This is a genomic window from Glaesserella parasuis (assembly GCF_017352235.1).
Taxonomy (GTDB): Bacteria; Pseudomonadota; Gammaproteobacteria; order Enterobacterales; family Pasteurellaceae; genus Glaesserella; species Glaesserella parasuis.
Window position 1 is genome coordinate 753077 of the sequence record NZ_CP071487.1, and the last position, 16517, is coordinate 769593.

Sequence of the window (16517 nt, forward strand, 5' to 3'; positions counted from 1 at the left end):
TCACTACATAGCATTCTGAAAATTATTTTTTGAGATAGATCACAAAACTATTTTTTTGTGTTACAAAATTGTAAAAATTCATTATAAAATATCCAAATTAATGGCAAAATGCTTCCATATTAGGTTTATATACTTTACTTTCCCAAGGAGGAAATCGTGCAAACTGTCAATGTAGATGTTGCAATTGTGGGTGCAGGTGGCGGTGGTTTAAGAGCCGCAATCGCAGCAGCAGAAGCTAACCCGAATTTGAAAATTGCATTAATTTCAAAAGTTTATCCTATGCGTAGCCATACGGTTGCTGCAGAAGGTGGGGCGGCGGCAGTCGCTAAAGAGGAAGACTCTTACGATAAACACTTCCACGATACTGTGGCAGGAGGTGACTGGCTTTGTGAACAAGACGTGGTGGAGTATTTCGTTGAGCATTCCCCTGTTGAAATGACCCAATTAGAGCGTTGGGGCTGTCCGTGGAGCCGTAAAGCAGACGGTGATGTGAACGTTCGCCGTTTCGGTGGTATGAAAATTGAACGTACTTGGTTCGCAGCCGATAAAACAGGTTTCCACCTATTACACACCCTATTCCAAACCTCAATTAAATATCCACAAATTATCCGTTTTGATGAGCATTTTGTCGTGGATATTCTCGTTGATGATGGTCAAGCGCGTGGCTGTGTTGCAATGAATATGATGGAAGGAACTTTTGTTCAGATCAATGCAAATGCGGTAGTTATCGCAACAGGTGGTGGTTGCCGTGCTTATCGTTTCAACACCAACGGCGGTATCGTAACAGGTGACGGTTTATCAATGGCTTATCGTCACGGCGTGCCACTTCGTGATATGGAATTTGTACAATATCACCCAACAGGCTTACCAAACACAGGTATCTTAATGACCGAAGGTTGTCGTGGTGAAGGCGGTATCTTAGTCAATAAAGATGGTTATCGTTACTTACAAGATTATGGTCTAGGCCCTGAAACTCCAGTTGGCAAACCAGAAAATAAATATATGGAATTAGGCCCTCGTGATAAAGTTTCCCAAGCATTCTGGCAAGAGTGGCGTAAAGGTAACACCTTAAAAACTGCCAAAGGTGTTGATGTGGTTCATCTTGACCTACGTCACTTAGGTGAAAAATATTTACACGAACGTCTGCCATTTATCTGTGAATTAGCAAAAGCCTACGAAGGCGTAGATCCAGCGAAAGCACCAATTCCAGTTCGTCCAGTTGTTCACTATACAATGGGTGGTATTGAAGTTGATCAGCACGCAGAAACCTGTATCGAAGGCTTATTTGCAGTGGGCGAATGTGCATCTTCTGGTTTACACGGTGCAAACCGCTTAGGTTCTAACTCATTAGCAGAACTTGTGGTATTCGGTAAAGTTGCAGGTGAAATGGCTGCAAAACGTGCTGTTGAAGCGACCGCTCGTAATCAAGCCGTAATTGACGCTCAAGCAAAAGATGTCTTAGAACGTGTTTATGCCTTAGCCCGTCAAGAGGGTGAAGAGTCTTGGTCACAAATCCGTAACGAAATGGGCGACTCAATGGAAGAGGGTTGTGGTATCTACCGTACTCAAGAAAGTATGGAAAAAACCGTAGCGAAAATTGCAGAGTTAAAAGAGCGTTACAAACGTATCAAAGTGAAAGACAGCTCAAGTGTATTTAATACAGACTTGCTCTACAAAATTGAACTTGGTTATATCCTTGACGTAGCACAATCTATCTCATCTTCTGCGGTAGAACGTAAAGAGTCTCGTGGTGCACACCAACGTTTAGACTACGTTGAACGTGATGATGTGAACTACTTAAAACACACCCTTGCATTCTACAATGCAGACGGCGCACCAACAATCAAATACAGCGACGTGAAAATTACCACATCACAACCAGCTAAACGTGTTTATGGTGCAGAAGCAGAAGCTCAAGAAAAAGCAGCGAAAAAGGAGTAACAGAAGATGACTAACCAAAGTAAAATGACGGTAGAAGTACTTCGTTATAACCCTGAACAAGATAACGAACCGTACTTATCAAAATATGAAGTGCCTTACGATAGCCAAACTTCGTTACTTGATGCACTTGGCTACATCAAAGATGAATTAGAGCCAGAGCTTTCGTACCGTTGGTCTTGCCGTATGGCGATCTGTGGCTCTTGCGGTATGATGGTAAACGGCAAACCAAAGCTTGCATGTAAAACATTCTTACGCGATTACAGGGGTTATATGCGAATTGAACCGCTTGCAAACTTCCCGATTGAACGTGACTTAGTTGTTGATTTAAGCCACTTCATCGAAAGTTTAGAAAGCATCAAGCCATACATTATTGACAACAAAGCGCCTGAACTTGATGGCAAACCACACCCATCAGCAGAGCTTGCGAAAAGCCGTACCAAACAAACCCCAGCACAACTTGAGAAATACCGTACATTCTCAATGTGTATCAACTGTGGTTTATGTTATGCCGCTTGCCCACAATTTGGCTTAAACCCTGAATTTGTTGGCCCAGCAGCATTAACCTTAGCTCACCGTTACAACCTAGATAACCGTGATAATGGTAAAGCGGAACGTATGAAAATTATCAACGGCAAAAACGGTGTATGGAGCTGTACATTCGTCGGCTACTGCTCTGAAGTTTGTCCGAAGCATGTTGGTCCAGCCTCTGCGGTAAACCAAGGTAAGATCGAAAGTGCTAAAGATTATGTCTTTGCAATGTTAAAACCGCAAAAGTAAGGAGAGAGTAAAATGACAACAACAGCAAGTAAACGCAAAAAATATGTGCGTGAAGTGAAACCAACTTGGTGGAAAGCGTTAGATTTTTACAAATTCTACGTTTTGCGTGAAAGTACCTCTGTACCAACAGTTTGGTTCTGTTTAGTGCTATTTTATGGTCTAGTCTGTTTAGGTAATGGCACCTTTGCAACCACTTTTGTCGGTTTCTTACAAAACCCAGTGGTAGTGATCTTAAACATCATCACTCTAGGTGCAGTATTACTAAACAGCTTTACCTTCTTCGGTATGGCACCTCAAATGATGAACGTGATTATCAAAAATGAACGTATTGACGTAAAATTAGTTTCACGCGTCTTTTGGGGAATCACTGCCGTAGTAAGTATTCTTGCATTAATTTTAGTATAGGGAGTCAAAAATGGACAAACTCAATCCTCCACGTTCAAATGAACCATTAGTATGGTTACTTTTCGGTGCAGGCGGTGCGATCAGTGCAATCTTCTTCCCTGTGCTTGTATTAATCTTAGGTTTCTTACTGCCATTCGGACTGATTACACCAGATAATATTATTTCATTTGCACACACTTGGATCGGTAAATTAGCAATTCTTGCATTACTGATTTTCCCAATGTGGTGTGGTATGCACCGTGTTCACTTAGGTTTACACGACTTTAAAATTCACGTTCCTGCAGGCGGTTGGATTTTCTATGGTTTATCTGCACTTTATAGTGTATTAGTGATTTTTGCGGTGATTAATTTATAAGTTAAAGTCTTGTTGAGCAGCTATTCCCTGTAAGAAATAGCTATTTATAGTAGACATTTTTCTTGTCTTCTTTGAGATAAGCTCATATAATTAGGACATCTACAGTATAAATGTAGATGTCTTTCTATGAGGAAACTTTGGGCTTCTCGCAGTAGTCTTTAATTTACTTGGTCAGGTTCGGAAGAAAGCAGCCAGAATTAGAATAGCTAAGTGCCGAGTCTATGCTTAAAGTTTCCTCTCCCTTAACTAGTCTTTTGGGAGAAGAAAACATACGCACTGCTTTATAAGATTAGTTCCTCTGTTAATGTCGGCTTTCCGTTAATCATGCAGAGCTCTTTTGTACTCATTAACCCACATTGCTGTAGCACCACACACCGCAACAGGCATTACCACTAAGTTAATAAATGGCAACATCGTAAAAATACTTACCAAAGCCCCAAAAGTAAAATTCATTGTACGATATTGTGCTAATGCATTTCGCATACGTTGAAATTGAATTTTATGGTTATCAAAAGGGTAGTCGCAATATTGAATTGCAATTAACCAAGCCCCGAAAATAAATGCCAAGATAGGGATAATAGTCTGCCCTAAAACAGGTATAAAACCTAATAAAAATAAGGCAACCAAACGCGGAATGCTATACCACATTTTTTGCCACTCACGTTTGAGCATACGAGGTACATCTTTTAACATTTCATGAAAACTCATTTCCGTGAGATTTTCATCCGTAAGTTGTTGCTCAACTTTTTCTGCGAGTAACGCATTAAATGGGGCAGCAATAAAATTCGCTAAAGTGGTAAAAGCAAAGTAGAAAGCCACTAAAATCATTAAAAAAGCTAATGGAATAAGGATAAAGCTCAACCATTCTAACCACGATGGCAAGAGCGAATCTAACATTCCTCCTACATTGGCAAAAAAGAGCCAAACTAGGCTAATCATCAACACTGCATTGATAATCACAGGAAAAATAATAAATGGCATTAACTGACGTTGTAACATTAAACGCCAACCATAAATAAAATAATGAAAACCTGCTTTAATTTCAGAATCAAAAGAAGAAAAGAACGACAACATATTAACCTTTCTATTCAATTTTTTAAAAGAAATATGGTAAGCTATGCGTACATTTTCACAAAGTGTTAAATTTCAATTTTGATGATTTTATGAGCTAAAGAGGGCAAAATGGAAACTCATATTCTTTTCTTTATTTTAGCAGGATTATTAATCGCTGTTTTAATTGGATACAGTATTTGGTCTGCACGCAGAGAAAAATCTCGTATTTTTTCAAATACCTTTTCTACTCGTCCACCTTCGTCTCCAATTAGCAATGAAATTACAGCAGATATTCCAACAACGCTAAATCCTCAAGGTGTCGTAGCTCAGCAACCATTCAATACTGAAACACCTGCTGATTTTATTCAATCTCAGCAAGAAGTTGAGAATAGTGTCAAAAATATTCGTATTAGTTTACAAACTCAAGAAATATCTCAACCTCTATATCAAGAGACTATGCCAGAATCTCCATCTGAAGCATATCAACAAAATCAGATACAAGAACAGACTGTCCAAGTAGAGCAAGTTGAAACAATAGAACAAACTACGGAGCATAATATAATCACTTTGTATGTTGTTGCACCAGAAGGCGTTCAATTTCAAGGTAATGCCATTGTACAAAATTTAGAAATGTTAGGTTTTCATTTTGGTGAATATCAGATCTTCCACCGTCATTTAGATAATCCTGCAAGCCCTGTATTGTTCAGCGTGGCCAATATGATGCAACCAGGAGTCTTTGATTTAGCAAGAATGGAACAGTTTTCTACCGTGGGATTAGTATTCTTTATGCACCTACCTTCAGTAGGTAATGATCTAGCTAATTTAAAATTAATGATTCGTACCGTAGAGAGCTTTGCTCAATCTGTCGGCGGTTTTGTCTTAGATGAACAACATCAAATTTTTAACGATGAATCTCGCCAAAATTATCTACTACGAGTAGCCAATTAATTTGCAGTACATTGTTTAAATATGACCGCTTGCAAGCGGTCTTTTTTATCGAGAAATTTACAGATGCCACACTCTATTGAAACCCAACTTGAACATTTGCGTGAAAAATTGCGTGAATATGAATACCACTACCACGTTTTAGATAATCCGCTTGTACCCGATGCAGAATATGATCGCTTGATGAACGAGTTAAAAAATCTGGAATGGCAACACCCCGAATTGATTACGTCCGATTCACCGACACAACGGGTTGGTGCTAAGCCGTTAGATGGTTTTGCTCAAATTACCCACGAAATTCCAATGCTTTCTCTGGATAACGCCTTTTCAGATGATGACCTCACAGGCTTTTTGCGTCGTATTGAAGATCGTATTGCGATCAACAGTAATCAAATTGAATTTTGTTGTGAGCCTAAACTTGATGGCTTAGCGGTGAGTATTCTTTATGTTGATGGAGTACTAACTCAAGCTGCAACCCGTGGCGACGGAACAACAGGGGAAGATATTACCGCCAATATCCGCACGATCCGCAATATTCCGTTAAAACTGAAAACCAATAATCCTCCGCATCGTTTAGAAGTGCGTGGTGAAGTTTTTATGCCACAGCAAGGATTTGAGCAGTTAAATGAAAAAGCACTGGCAAAAGGTGAGAAGACCTTTGCTAACCCTCGTAATGCAGCGGCAGGTTCACTTCGTCAGCTCGATCCGAAAATCACTAGCCAACGCCCGTTAATGTTGAATGCCTATAACATTGGGGTTTATGAAAGTGATGATGAACTCCCAACGACACATTTTGACCGCTTGCAGTGGTTAAAAACCTTGGGGATTCCTGTCAATGCTGAAATTACCTTAGCAACAGGTTCTCAAGCCTTGACTGCGTTTTATCAAAAAATCCAAGCCAAACGTAGTTCGCTGGGTTACGACATTGACGGCACGGTGTTGAAAGTCAATGAGATTACATTGCAAGAACAGCTTGGCTTTATCTCAAAAGCACCTCGTTGGGCAATTGCTTACAAATTCCCTGCACAAGAAGAGATGACGATTCTGAACGATGTTGAATTTCAGGTCGGCAGAACAGGGGCAATTACCCCAGTGGCAAAATTAGAGCCCGTCTTTGTAGCTGGGGTAACAGTGAGCAATGCCACCTTACATAACGGTGATGAGATTGAGCGTTTAGGGATCGCAATTGGGGATACCGTGATTATTCGCCGAGCAGGTGATGTTATTCCGCAAATTGTGGGCGTTGTGGCTGAACGTCGTCCTGACAATGCAAAAAAAATTGCTTTTCCAACCGCTTGTCCTGTGTGTAACTCAGCTGTAGTACGTGTTGAGGGCGAAGCGGTTGCTCGTTGTACTGGGGGATTATTCTGCGGAGCCCAACGTAAAGAGGCGTTAAAGCATTTCGTTTCACGCAAAGCAATGGATATTGACGGCGTGGGTGAAAAACTGATTGAACAACTGATGGAACGTGAGCTGATCCATACCCCGGCAGATCTGTTTAAACTCGATCACACCACCTTAATGCGTTTAGATCGAATGGGAGAAAAATCCGCCAATAACGCACTACAAAGTATCGAAAAGGCAAAAAATACCACCCTTGCCCGCTTCTTATTTGCTTTGGGTATTCGAGATGTGGGCGAATCTACCGCACAAAATCTCGCAAATCACTTTGGTACGCTTGATGCGATTCGCCAAGCGGATTTAGACACGCTAAAACAGGTACAAGATGTAGGGGAAGTTGTGGCAAACCGCCTATTCCAATTCTGGCAAGAACCACATAATGTTGAAGTCGTGGAGGATCTGATTGCTCAAGGGGTGACGTGGCAAGATGTGGTGCCACAAGAGATTGCTGACAATCCATTAAAAGATAAAACAGTGGTACTAACAGGGACATTAACACAGCTCACCCGTGATCAAGCAAAAGCCTTGTTACAGCAACTCGGTTGTAAAGTATCTGGCAGTGTATCAAGTAAAACGGATTATTTGATTGCAGGGGAAAAGGCTGGTTCAAAATTGGCAAAAGCACAGGAATTGGGAGTGAAAATTTTGAGTGAGGACGAGTTAATTGGATATTTTACGACTATAGTATCGTAATATGTGAAGCAAGAGTTTGATTTTAACTTTAGGGCTAATCTAATACAGCCCCTAAAGTTAATCACAAACAATACTTTCTATATGATATAAATGCTCTCTAATAAGCCCTAAAAACGCCTCTCCAAACCTCTCCAGTTTTCTCTCACCTACCCCATTAATGGAAAGCATTTCATCTGCCGTCGTTGGCATAAATTCTGCCATTTCTTGTAGGGTAGCGTCATTGAAAACCACATAAGGAGGGATATTTTCCTTATCGGCAATCTGTTTGCGTAAAAAGCGTAAACGGGCAAAAAGATCTTTATCATACCGCTTGCTAGTTTGCTGTTTCTGCATATAAGTTGTCGCCGAAAAACTTAAACGTGGGGAAGCCAGTGCCAAGGCTGTTTCACCGCGTAAAATGGGGCGAGCTTGTTCTGTGAGTTGTAGGGCAGAATGATTAACAATGTTTTGGCGAATAAAGCCAAGATGAATGAGCTGGCGAGTTACGCTAATCCAATATTCTTGAGATTTATCCTTGCCAATCCCATAGACAGATAGAGTGTCGTGTTGATATTCACGGATTTTTTGCTGATTTAAGCCCCGAAGAACTGCAATAATATGATGTAAGCCGAAGCGTTGTCCTGTGCGGTAAATAACGGACATCACTTTTTGGGCATCAACTAAGCCATCATACTTTTTCGGTGGATCAAGGCAAATGTCACAATTTTGACAAGCAACTTGGCGTGTTTCACCAAAATAGTTGAGTAACACAAGGCGACGGCAAGTTTGTGATTCGGCAAAAGCCCCAATGGCTTGCAATTTATGTTGCTCAATTTGACGTTGTTCACTTTCTGGTTTTTCTAGTAATACCTTGTGTAGCCAACCATAATCCGCAGGATCGTAAAATAACACCGCTTCCGCAGGAAGATCATCTCTCCCTGCTCGTCCTGTTTCTTGATAATAGGCTTCAATGCTTCTTGGCAGATCAAAATGCACAACAAAACGCACATTGGATTTGTTGATCCCCATTCCAAAGGCAACAGTAGCAACGACAATTTGAATATTATCTCGTTGAAACGCATTTTGAACGGTTTCCCGTTGTTGCATCGTCATTCCTGCGTGATAGCCCATTACAGAAAAACGGTGAGAAGAAAGTTTTTCCGTGAGTTCTTCAACTTTCTTACGGCTATTACAATAAACAATCCCACTTTTCCCTTGCTGACTACTGATAAATTTGATCAGTTGATCCACAGGTTTAAATTTTTCTTGCACCGTATAGCGAATGTTAGGACGATCAAAACTTCCTAAATAAGTATGGGGATCTTCTAACTTAAGATGATGAATAATATCAAAACGGGTTGTCGGATCTGCGGTTGCAGTCAGCGCAACAAGCGGTATATTTGGGAAAGTTTTTCGCAAACCGCCTAACAAGGTGTATTCAGGGCGAAAATCGTGTCCCCATTGAGATACGCAATGGGCTTCATCGACTGCAATCAGGCTAATTTTGCACAATGAGATAAATTGAAAAAAATTTGATGTCATTACCTTTTCGGGTGAAAGGTAAAGTAGCTTGAGTTGTCCCGAAATCGCTTTTTGTTCAACCGCTTGCTGTTCTTCAATAGTTTGAGTGGAATTGATATAGCCAGCTTCAACACCATTGATAAGCAGTTGATCTACCTGATCTTTCATTAGCGAAATCAAAGGTGAGATCACGAGAGTTATGCCTTCAAAACAGAGGGCTGGCACTTGATAACAAAGGGATTTTCCGCCCCCTGTTGTCATAATCACCAAGCAATCTTTGCCCGACAAGATCGCTTCAATCACTTCTGATTGACCTTGTCGGAAAGATTGGTAGCCGAAAACGTTATGTAAAACCGTTTCAGCTTTGGCAAGCGGTGTAACTGACATTAGCTAAAAGAGATTGTTTCGCCGTGACGAGCGACAGCCTCTTCTAAATGTGTCCAAAATGAACGCCCTTCCGCACTGACCCAATCGCCATCACGGTAAGCAAAGTGATAACCACCTAATTTGCTTGCCAGCCAGAGTTCAAGCATTGCTTCTTGCTTGTTAATGACAATTTGTGAATCATCATCAAAAGTAATGGTAAAAACCGCCCCTTGTGTTTCACAATCGACATCGCAACCTTGTTCTTCAAGTTGCTCTTCAATTTGTTCCCACACTTGTTCAATCGCTTGATGAAATTCTGCTAAATTCATAAATAATCTCTTCGTAAAGCCAAAATTTGAAAGGCGTTATTTTGGATTTTTCTGAACACTTTTTCAATAGAAATCTGAAAGGTTACATCCACGCATTACTACGAATAACGCCTACGGCAATGCCTTCGATTTCAATATAAGATTGACGAGGATCGACGACAATCGGCTCTAATTCATCATTTTCTGGGTGTAAATAGATTAAATCGCCTTTTTTCTCTAAGCGTTTGACGGTGACTTCATCATCAACACGGGCGACAACGACTTGCCCATTACGAACAGATTTAGTTTTATGCACTGCGAGTAAATCACCATCTAAGATACCAATTTTTTCCATTGAGTTCCCATTCACCTTAAGAAGATAATCGGCAGCTGGCGAGAACATTGCCCCATTCACAGGATAATGTTTTTCGATATGTTCAATGGCTTCAATCGGCGTACCTGCTGCAACTTTACCAATTAAAGGCAAACCTTCTTCATCGTTTGCTGCTTCATCTTCCACTAAAATACGGATCCCACGCGAAGTCCCTGAAAGCATTTCAATATAGCCTTTACGAGCAAGGGCTTTAAGGTGTTCTTCTGCGGCATTTGGTGATTTAAACCCAATTTCACGAGCAATTTCTACACGAGTTGGTGGCATACCCGTACTTTCAATATGATTTTTTACAAATTCAAAGATTTCTTGCTGACGAGCCGTTAGGTGCTGACGTTTCATAAGTTCCTCACTGTCTTTATATACAGAAATTTATGATATTATATACAGTAAAATTTCATTTGCAACGAAATAATTTTAGATTTCTGTAAGAAATGAAGAATGGAGTTAGCTTAATTAACGGCACGGACACACTGCGTGTGTCCGTTGTCATTAGTTGAAATGATTGCAAAGACAGCTCGCTTGGTGTCCTTGTTTATTTTGTATTCATCTCTGCATATTTATCACAACCTGCTTGGCTTCCCATATCGCAAGAAATGCCAAAATAGGCTTTGGCATAATATTTTAAATCCATATCTAGAAAAAAACATTTGCCTGTTTGAAAAAGCGTTCAGCACCATTATTAGCCTGTAATTCTTCTCTAATCTGTTGGATTTTATCTTGGGCAACTTTATCAAGTATCTCATCTTTGTCTTTAAGAACAACTAATTCCATTTTTAAGTGTTCAATATCCTTAAAAACTTCTTTGGAATATTGATCGCGAGCATGATTCTCTAGTAAAGCAATATATTCTGTTAAGATTTTTTCCGCTTTAGCAATATCTGGGGTTGTTCCAATACCTAAATAATACAATATGGCAAGTCCCAGGTAACTATTTCTGTAAATATTAAAATTATATCTTTTAGTATTTTCATAATATTTATCAGCCCAATAAAATGCCTTTTCCCAGTTATGGTTATCTTTATCATTAAAATAGAAATCGATTAAATCCAGCTGAGCAGGAAGATAATCCATTTTAGCTAATTCTTCTAATACAGGGATAGGGATATTTTTATAGTCATATTTTGCCGGCATATCTCCAAGTGATGCTGCTTTAGCTAAAAATGTTTTTCTTTCATAACTGTTACGATCATAGGTATAAGCTAATGCTCTATATGCTGGTGCAAAGTTTTGATTTGCTGCACGGCTAAACCATTTTTTTTGCTTCCTCTTTATTTTTTTTCTTTCCGATAATACCTACCCAATATATATTGAGCAATCGGATAATTTTTTTCCGCAAGCTGTTTTAATCTATCGATTGGGAAAATATCTAGTTCTGCTTTAGCTAACTTATCACCATAAAAATCAATTTGATGAATTAAGGTTTCTAATCGACTAATATCTTTATGATCGGGATAAATCTGTGTGTAATAATAACCACCGCCACAAACAGCAGCGAGTAAAGTGAGTGCGGTTAGAATTTTGGTTGTTTTTTTCATTTTAGATCCGTTGCCATTAGCAATATTTATGGCTAGTTCTTGTTCTAGTTTAAATTTTAATGCTTCTAACTGATCAGAATAATAAAACTTTTTAGGTTCTGGCTTATCGTCAGAATATACATCAGCAAATTCCTTTTCATTCATGACTCCCATTTCAACTGAAGAGTAATTATGTAAAGGTAATAAAGATACTAATTTAAAATATCGACTCCAAAGTATTTTTAGCTCTTTATCACTTAAACAATAAATAGAAATAAGCCATAATAACCTATTGGGTATTGCAATAATGATTTTCTTTACATTGTCTTCTTTATATTTCTTTGGCAGAAAAAACTTATTATCAATTTTAGATAAAGCACTTTCTAATTGTTTAAAAAAATTAAGATATTTAGTTTTATTGGTAAAATCCACAGCATTATTATTTTCTCTAGCAGATAAAATAATATATTCATCTATTTCATTTTCATCTAACTCATTAATATAGAATTGTAAATTCCTGATTTCCTTTTCTATATCAATCCAAATAAATTGGATAACTTTAGAAATCAATCCAAAGCTTGCCCCAGAAAATTCCATATTATTTCCCCCCGTTTAATTCACGATATAAATCACAAACATCTCGATAACCATTATCACAGGCTTTTCCAATCCACATTTTGGCAGCAGCACCATTTTGTCGAACACCTTTTCCTAAGACGTACATAAGCCCTAACGCTGCCTGAGCTTGTGCATCCCCTTGTTCGGCTGCTTTTTGAACCCATTTGAATGCTTGCTGATAATTTTGTCTAACGCCTTGACCTTTGTCGTACATCAAAGCTAAATTAAATTGAGCCCTTGCATCCCCTTGTTCAGCCGCTTTTTGATACCATTTGACTGCTTGGTGATAATCTTGGCGAACACCTCGCCCATTGTCGTACATTACACCTAAATTATATTCTGCCTGTGCAACACCTTGTTCAGCCGCTTTTTGATACCATTTAAATGCCTGATGATAATCTTGGTGAACACCGTCTCCATTGGAGAACATCAAACCTAAATTAAATTGAGCCTCTGCATAGCCTTGTTCAGCCGCTTTTTGATACCATTTGGCTGCTTGGTGATAATCTTGACTAACACCGTCTCCATTGTTATACATCAAACCTAAATTAAATTGAGATGATGCATCCCCTTGTTCAGCTAATTCCTTAAAAATAGGAAAAGCGGCTTGATAATTTTGTTGCTTATCATATTGGACTGCACGGCTAAATTTTTCTTCTGCGGTTTCAGCATAAACATTGCTGGCAATGGCAAAGGAGAGTAATAAGGTAGAGAGTAGGGTTTTACGAAGTGTCATTTTGTTTTCCTTTTGACTATGGTTTTAAGACGACAAAATTGTACAAAAAAAAACAAAATGCAATCAAGATGTAATCAGCGGTTTTTTGTTGGAATTTATGATAAACGGTGGATTTTTAGGCAGTTCTTTTGGGTTGGTTCCGGCATTGTTCCCTACACCTATTCTCTTAAAATGGGCTTTGGGGCGAATGCGATATAATATCTTTCTTATTCCTCAACTTTTATGAATAAACTCAGATTTCCTTAAGAAATTTATGCTAAACTGCACATCGTTTTAATCCGATCATAACTATAAAAGGATATAAAAATGTCTATGCTATTAAACCTGTATCGTAAAGCATTGAACCTACCGCTTTCGCTGTTAGTGAAAACACGTTCAATTCCTACAGATCCTGTGAATGAATTAGGGCTGAAGTTAGATCAACCTATTGTGTATGTGTTGCCCTACACCTCACAAACGGATCTGTTAATTTTGCAAAAAAACTGTCAAGCCCTGAACCTGCCTGATCCGCTGGTAAACAATGATATTCAAGGGGTATCTTTGCCTCGTTTTGTCTTTTTAGATGAAGGGCGTCGTTTCTTTAAATCTAAAGGGGCAAAAAGTGAAACAGAGTTGGTTTTCTATCGTTATTTAGATTTAAACCGTAATGATGAGCAGTTAGACATTCAAGTGGTGCCTGTTTCTGTGCTATGGGGGCGAGCACCGGGTAAAGAGAAAGGTTTGCCAGTATTACGTCTGCTGGGAACTTTCCAACGTTTAGTGACAATGCTGTGGTTTGGGCGTGATAATTTTATCCGTTTTTCACAAGCGGTTTCTTTACGCTATATGATTACCAATCACGGAACCGATAAAAATCTGGCTCAAAAATTGGCTCGTGTGGCAAAAATGCACTTTGCTAAACAGCGTTATTCGGCAACAGGCCCTCAGTTGCCTGATCGTCAAGCGATGTTCAATAAGTTACTGCAATCCCCTGCAATTTTAGCAGCGATTGAAGATGAAGCGAAAAAACCGAAAAGTTCGCCTGAAAAAGCTCGCAAAGAAGCGGAGAAAATTCTTGATGAAATCGCTGCAAATGTTCGTCACGACAGTTTAAGAAGCGCAGATCGTGTGCTAAGTTGGTTGTGGAATAAACTCTATCAAGGGATCAACGTGCAATATGCAGAGCGTGTGCGTAAATTGGCATTAGAAGGACACGAGTTAGTATATGTGCCGTGCCACCGTAGCCATATGGACTATCTGCTTCTCTCTTATATTCTGTATCATCAAGGCTTAGTGCCGCCACATATTGCTGCTGGGAACAACCTAAACTTCTGGCCTGCAGGTCCTATTTTTAGAAGTTGGGGAGCGTTCTTTATTCGTCGTACTTTCAAGGGCAATCGTCTGTATTCTACGATTTTCCGTGAATACCTTGCGGAGCTGTTCTACCGTGGTTATTCCGTGGAATACTTTATCGAGGGCGGTCGCTCACGGACTGGTCGTTTGCTTGATCCAAAAACAGGAATGATGTCGATGACGTTACAAGCATTGCAACGTGGCTTAACTCGCCCGATCAGCATTGTGCCTGTTTATATTGGTTATGAACACGTTTTAGAAGTAGATACTTACGCTAAAGAATTACGAGGTGCAGAGAAAGAGAAAGAGAATGCTGGCTTGGTGTTACGTGTGATTAAGAAACTGAAAAAACTAGGGCAAGGCTATGTGAATTTTGGCGAACCTATTCCACTTAATCACTATCTCAATCAGTATTTTCCTGAATGGAAAGAACCGCTTACAGATGAAAATGGTCGTCCAAAATGGTTAAATAGTGCCGTTGAAGCGGTATCTAAACAAGTGATGGTGCATATTAATAATGCCGCCGCAGTCAATGCAAAAAATCTCATTGGCTCTGTGTTGCTTGCTTCACGCCAACGTTCTTTAACGCGTGAACAGCTTATTGAGCAGGTTGAAAGCTATATGCAACTGTTCAAAAATGTACCTTATACAGCGGAAGTCACTTTGCCAACGGATACAGCTGAAGCGATGTTAGATCACGTTATTAATTTACCTCGTTCAGGTGTTATCTCAGAAAAAGACAACTTTGGTGAAATTATCCGTTTAGATCGTCAATCTGCAGTATTAATGACCTATTATCGCAATAACATTCAGCATTTATTTGTTTTTCCATCATTGGTCGCAAGTATTGTGTTACATCACGAGACGGTATCTCAAGATTTGATTATCCAGAGTGTTAATCGCATTTATCCGTTCTTACAAGCAGAACTCTTTATGCACTTTAAAACAGAGGAAGTTCGTGGGCATATTGAGGCAATTTTAGCGGAATTTGTTGCTCAAAATCTGATTAAAAATGAAAGCGATATGTTTGTGATTAACCGCCAACGTATCCGTTCATTACAGTTACACTCTTCAGGTGTCCGTGAGTTATTACAACGTTATTACATCAGCTTGAGTATTTTGATTGAGCAACCTGAAATTAGTCGAAATGAGCTTGAACAAGAAAGCCGTTCAATTGCACAACGTCTGTCTGTGCTACACGGTATTAATGCTCCAGAGTTCTTTGATAAAGCATTGTTCTCGACCTTTAGTGCCACATTGAAAGAACAGGGGTATTTTGATGAAGAAGGGGATACGATCGTATCAAAAGTTCAATCTACTGAAGAGTTGATCAGGGGATTGATCTCCGTTGAAATTCAACATACTGTTCAAGGAGCGATGGTCAAGTTGGAAGAGGTAAATAATATATAAATATAGGGCGCTTTCTAATTAAATATTGTAGGAATACTTGGTGAGTTGTGTTCCTACATTTCTTTTCTTGTGGAACAGCTACAAAATATAAAATTTTTTGCAATAACCGACCGCTTCTATCATTTTTTCCTTGTAATTCCTGCAAATTTTGCTACATTCCACAGGTTATTTTTCTTGTTTAAAAGGTCAAAAAATGAACCAACAACTTGAGTTAATCAAATCTTCCATTAAATCTATTCCTGACTATCCAAAAGCAGGCATTATCTTCCGTGATATTACTTCTTTATTAGAAGTGCCTGCCGCATTCCAAGCCTCTGTTGATGCAATTGTGGCTGAGTTTAAAGATAAAGGGATCACCAAAATTGTGGGGGCTGAATCTCGTGGATTTATCTTTGGTGCGCCAGTGGCATTAGCTTTAGGTGTGCCTTTTGTACTTGTGCGCAAACCGAAAAAATTACCTCGTGCGGTAATTTCGCAATCTTATGCCCTTGAGTACGGCGAAGATACCTTAGAGATCCATACAGACTCTGTTCAAGCTGGGGATAATGTGCTTGTCATTGATGATTTACTTGCAACTGGCGGTACGGTGGAAGCAACAGTACAACTTATTCGCCGTTTAGGTGGTACAGTTGAGAATGCAGCCTTTGTGATTTGGTTGCCTGATCTTGACGGTAAAGAACGCTTAGAGAAAATCGGTGTCAATTCTTATACCTTAGTGAGCTTTGAAGGTCACTAATCTTATATTTCTCCCTTTGCAATCCCCCCTTTG

At 39.4% G+C, this 16517-nt stretch carries 15 protein-coding genes and 1 other RNA gene; 9 read left to right on the forward strand and 7 right to left on the reverse strand.

All coding sequences use genetic code 11. The features are described 5' to 3' along the window. The first annotated feature begins 156 nt into the window (after positions 1–156). From frdA to ffs, 5 genes are all read left to right on the forward strand, one after another. On the forward strand, positions 157–1941 hold the full coding sequence (frdA, locus tag J1G47_RS03865) for a fumarate reductase (quinol) flavoprotein subunit (RefSeq protein ID WP_112063042.1): 1785 nt from the start codon (positions 157–159) through the stop codon (positions 1939–1941). A 6-nt stretch (positions 1942–1947) separates the two neighbouring features. Then, entirely contained in the window at positions 1948–2718 is a 771-nt protein-coding gene (locus J1G47_RS03870) for a succinate dehydrogenase/fumarate reductase iron-sulfur subunit (protein WP_021112083.1), read from the forward strand. A gap of 12 nt (positions 2719–2730) precedes the next feature. Next, the gene (gene frdC, locus J1G47_RS03875) at positions 2731–3123 is read left to right on the forward strand and encodes a fumarate reductase subunit FrdC (RefSeq protein ID WP_010785938.1); all 393 of its coding nucleotides are present in this window, start codon (positions 2731–2733) and stop codon (positions 3121–3123) included. A gap of 10 nt (positions 3124–3133) precedes the next feature. Then, entirely contained in the window at positions 3134–3478 is a 345-nt protein-coding gene (gene frdD, locus J1G47_RS03880) for a fumarate reductase subunit FrdD (RefSeq protein ID WP_010785937.1), read from the forward strand. A gap of 135 nt (positions 3479–3613) precedes the next feature. After that, an RNA gene (gene ffs, locus J1G47_RS03885) (signal recognition particle sRNA small type) lies at positions 3614–3712 on the forward strand. A gap of 84 nt (positions 3713–3796) precedes the next feature. Here the strand turns inward: ffs and cysZ are convergent. Then, positions 3797–4552, reverse strand: coding sequence for a sulfate transporter CysZ (cysZ, locus tag J1G47_RS03890; protein ID WP_075592525.1), 756 nt, complete (start codon positions 4550–4552; stop codon positions 3797–3799). A gap of 108 nt (positions 4553–4660) precedes the next feature. Between cysZ and zipA the strand changes: the two genes are divergently transcribed. Both zipA and ligA read left to right on the forward strand, forming a co-directional pair. Further along, on the forward strand, positions 4661–5479 hold the full coding sequence (gene zipA, locus J1G47_RS03895; protein ID WP_005712716.1) for a cell division protein ZipA: 819 nt from the start codon (positions 4661–4663) through the stop codon (positions 5477–5479). Positions 5480–5542: 63 nt separating this feature from the next. Continuing rightward, entirely contained in the window at positions 5543–7570 is a 2028-nt protein-coding gene (gene ligA / locus J1G47_RS03900; protein WP_012621494.1) for an NAD-dependent DNA ligase LigA, read from the forward strand. 57 nt (positions 7571–7627) lie between these two features. On the opposite strand, the gene recQ is transcribed toward ligA, so the two are convergent. The 6 genes from recQ to J1G47_RS03930 all read right to left on the reverse strand — a co-directional run bounded on the left by recQ (position 7628) and on the right by J1G47_RS03930 (position 13006). Continuing rightward, positions 7628–9457 (reverse strand): ATP-dependent DNA helicase RecQ, encoded by a 1830-nt coding sequence (gene recQ / locus J1G47_RS03905; RefSeq protein WP_207326769.1) that lies wholly within the window; start codon positions 9455–9457, stop codon positions 7628–7630. Further along, positions 9457–9765 carry an iron donor protein CyaY gene (gene cyaY, locus J1G47_RS03910; protein ID WP_012621496.1) on the reverse strand — a complete coding sequence of 103 codons (309 nt, stop codon included), beginning with the start codon at positions 9763–9765 and terminating at the stop codon, positions 9457–9459. The genes recQ and cyaY overlap by 1 nt, the downstream gene beginning before the upstream one ends. 82 nt (positions 9766–9847) lie before the next feature. Continuing rightward, positions 9848–10477 (reverse strand): transcriptional repressor LexA, encoded by a 630-nt coding sequence (lexA, locus tag J1G47_RS03915; protein ID WP_012621497.1) that lies wholly within the window; start codon positions 10475–10477, stop codon positions 9848–9850. A gap of 294 nt (positions 10478–10771) precedes the next feature. Beyond that, positions 10772–11269 carry a hypothetical protein gene (locus J1G47_RS03920; protein WP_160402703.1) on the reverse strand — a complete coding sequence of 166 codons (498 nt, stop codon included), beginning with the start codon at positions 11267–11269 and terminating at the stop codon, positions 10772–10774. Positions 11270–11406: 137 nt separating this feature from the next. After that, positions 11407–12249 carry a hypothetical protein gene (locus tag J1G47_RS03925; protein WP_075605804.1) on the reverse strand — a complete coding sequence of 281 codons (843 nt, stop codon included), beginning with the start codon at positions 12247–12249 and terminating at the stop codon, positions 11407–11409. Position 12250: 1 nt separating this feature from the next. After that, positions 12251–13006 carry a tetratricopeptide repeat protein gene (locus tag J1G47_RS03930; RefSeq protein WP_075592522.1) on the reverse strand — a complete coding sequence of 252 codons (756 nt, stop codon included), beginning with the start codon at positions 13004–13006 and terminating at the stop codon, positions 12251–12253. A gap of 306 nt (positions 13007–13312) precedes the next feature. On the opposite strand from J1G47_RS03930, the gene plsB reads away from it, so the two are divergent. Continuing rightward, on the forward strand, positions 13313–15748 hold the full coding sequence (gene plsB / locus J1G47_RS03935) for a glycerol-3-phosphate 1-O-acyltransferase PlsB (RefSeq protein WP_160415884.1): 2436 nt from the start codon (positions 13313–13315) through the stop codon (positions 15746–15748). A 193-nt stretch (positions 15749–15941) separates the two neighbouring features. Continuing rightward, entirely contained in the window at positions 15942–16484 is a 543-nt protein-coding gene (gene apt, locus J1G47_RS03940) for an adenine phosphoribosyltransferase (RefSeq protein ID WP_005712695.1), read from the forward strand. Positions 16485–16517: the final 33 nt, after the last annotated feature.

Coding starts and splice junctions, on each gene's coding strand:
- cysZ (WP_075592525.1), bottom strand. CDS start 4,552: ATGTTGTCGTTCTTTTCTTCTTTTGATTCTGAAATTAAAGCAGGTTTT.
- apt (WP_005712695.1), top strand. CDS start 15,942: ATGAACCAACAACTTGAGTTAATCAAATCTTCCATTAAATCTATTCCT.
- frdD (WP_010785937.1), top strand. CDS start 3,134: ATGGACAAACTCAATCCTCCACGTTCAAATGAACCATTAGTATGGTTA.
- J1G47_RS03870 (WP_021112083.1), top strand. CDS start 1,948: ATGACTAACCAAAGTAAAATGACGGTAGAAGTACTTCGTTATAACCCT.
- frdC (WP_010785938.1), top strand. CDS start 2,731: ATGACAACAACAGCAAGTAAACGCAAAAAATATGTGCGTGAAGTGAAA.
- J1G47_RS03920 (WP_160402703.1), bottom strand. CDS start 11,269: ATGCCGGCAAAATATGACTATAAAAATATCCCTATCCCTGTATTAGAA.
- plsB (WP_160415884.1), top strand. CDS start 13,313: ATGTCTATGCTATTAAACCTGTATCGTAAAGCATTGAACCTACCGCTT.
- ligA (WP_012621494.1), top strand. CDS start 5,543: ATGCCACACTCTATTGAAACCCAACTTGAACATTTGCGTGAAAAATTG.
- J1G47_RS03930 (WP_075592522.1), bottom strand. CDS start 13,006: ATGACACTTCGTAAAACCCTACTCTCTACCTTATTACTCTCCTTTGCC.
- lexA (WP_012621497.1), bottom strand. CDS start 10,477: ATGAAACGTCAGCACCTAACGGCTCGTCAGCAAGAAATCTTTGAATTT.
- J1G47_RS03925 (WP_075605804.1), bottom strand. CDS start 12,249: ATGGAATTTTCTGGGGCAAGCTTTGGATTGATTTCTAAAGTTATCCAA.
- cyaY (WP_012621496.1), bottom strand. CDS start 9,765: ATGAATTTAGCAGAATTTCATCAAGCGATTGAACAAGTGTGGGAACAA.
- zipA (WP_005712716.1), top strand. CDS start 4,661: ATGGAAACTCATATTCTTTTCTTTATTTTAGCAGGATTATTAATCGCT.
- recQ (WP_207326769.1), bottom strand. CDS start 9,457: ATGTCAGTTACACCGCTTGCCAAAGCTGAAACGGTTTTACATAACGTT.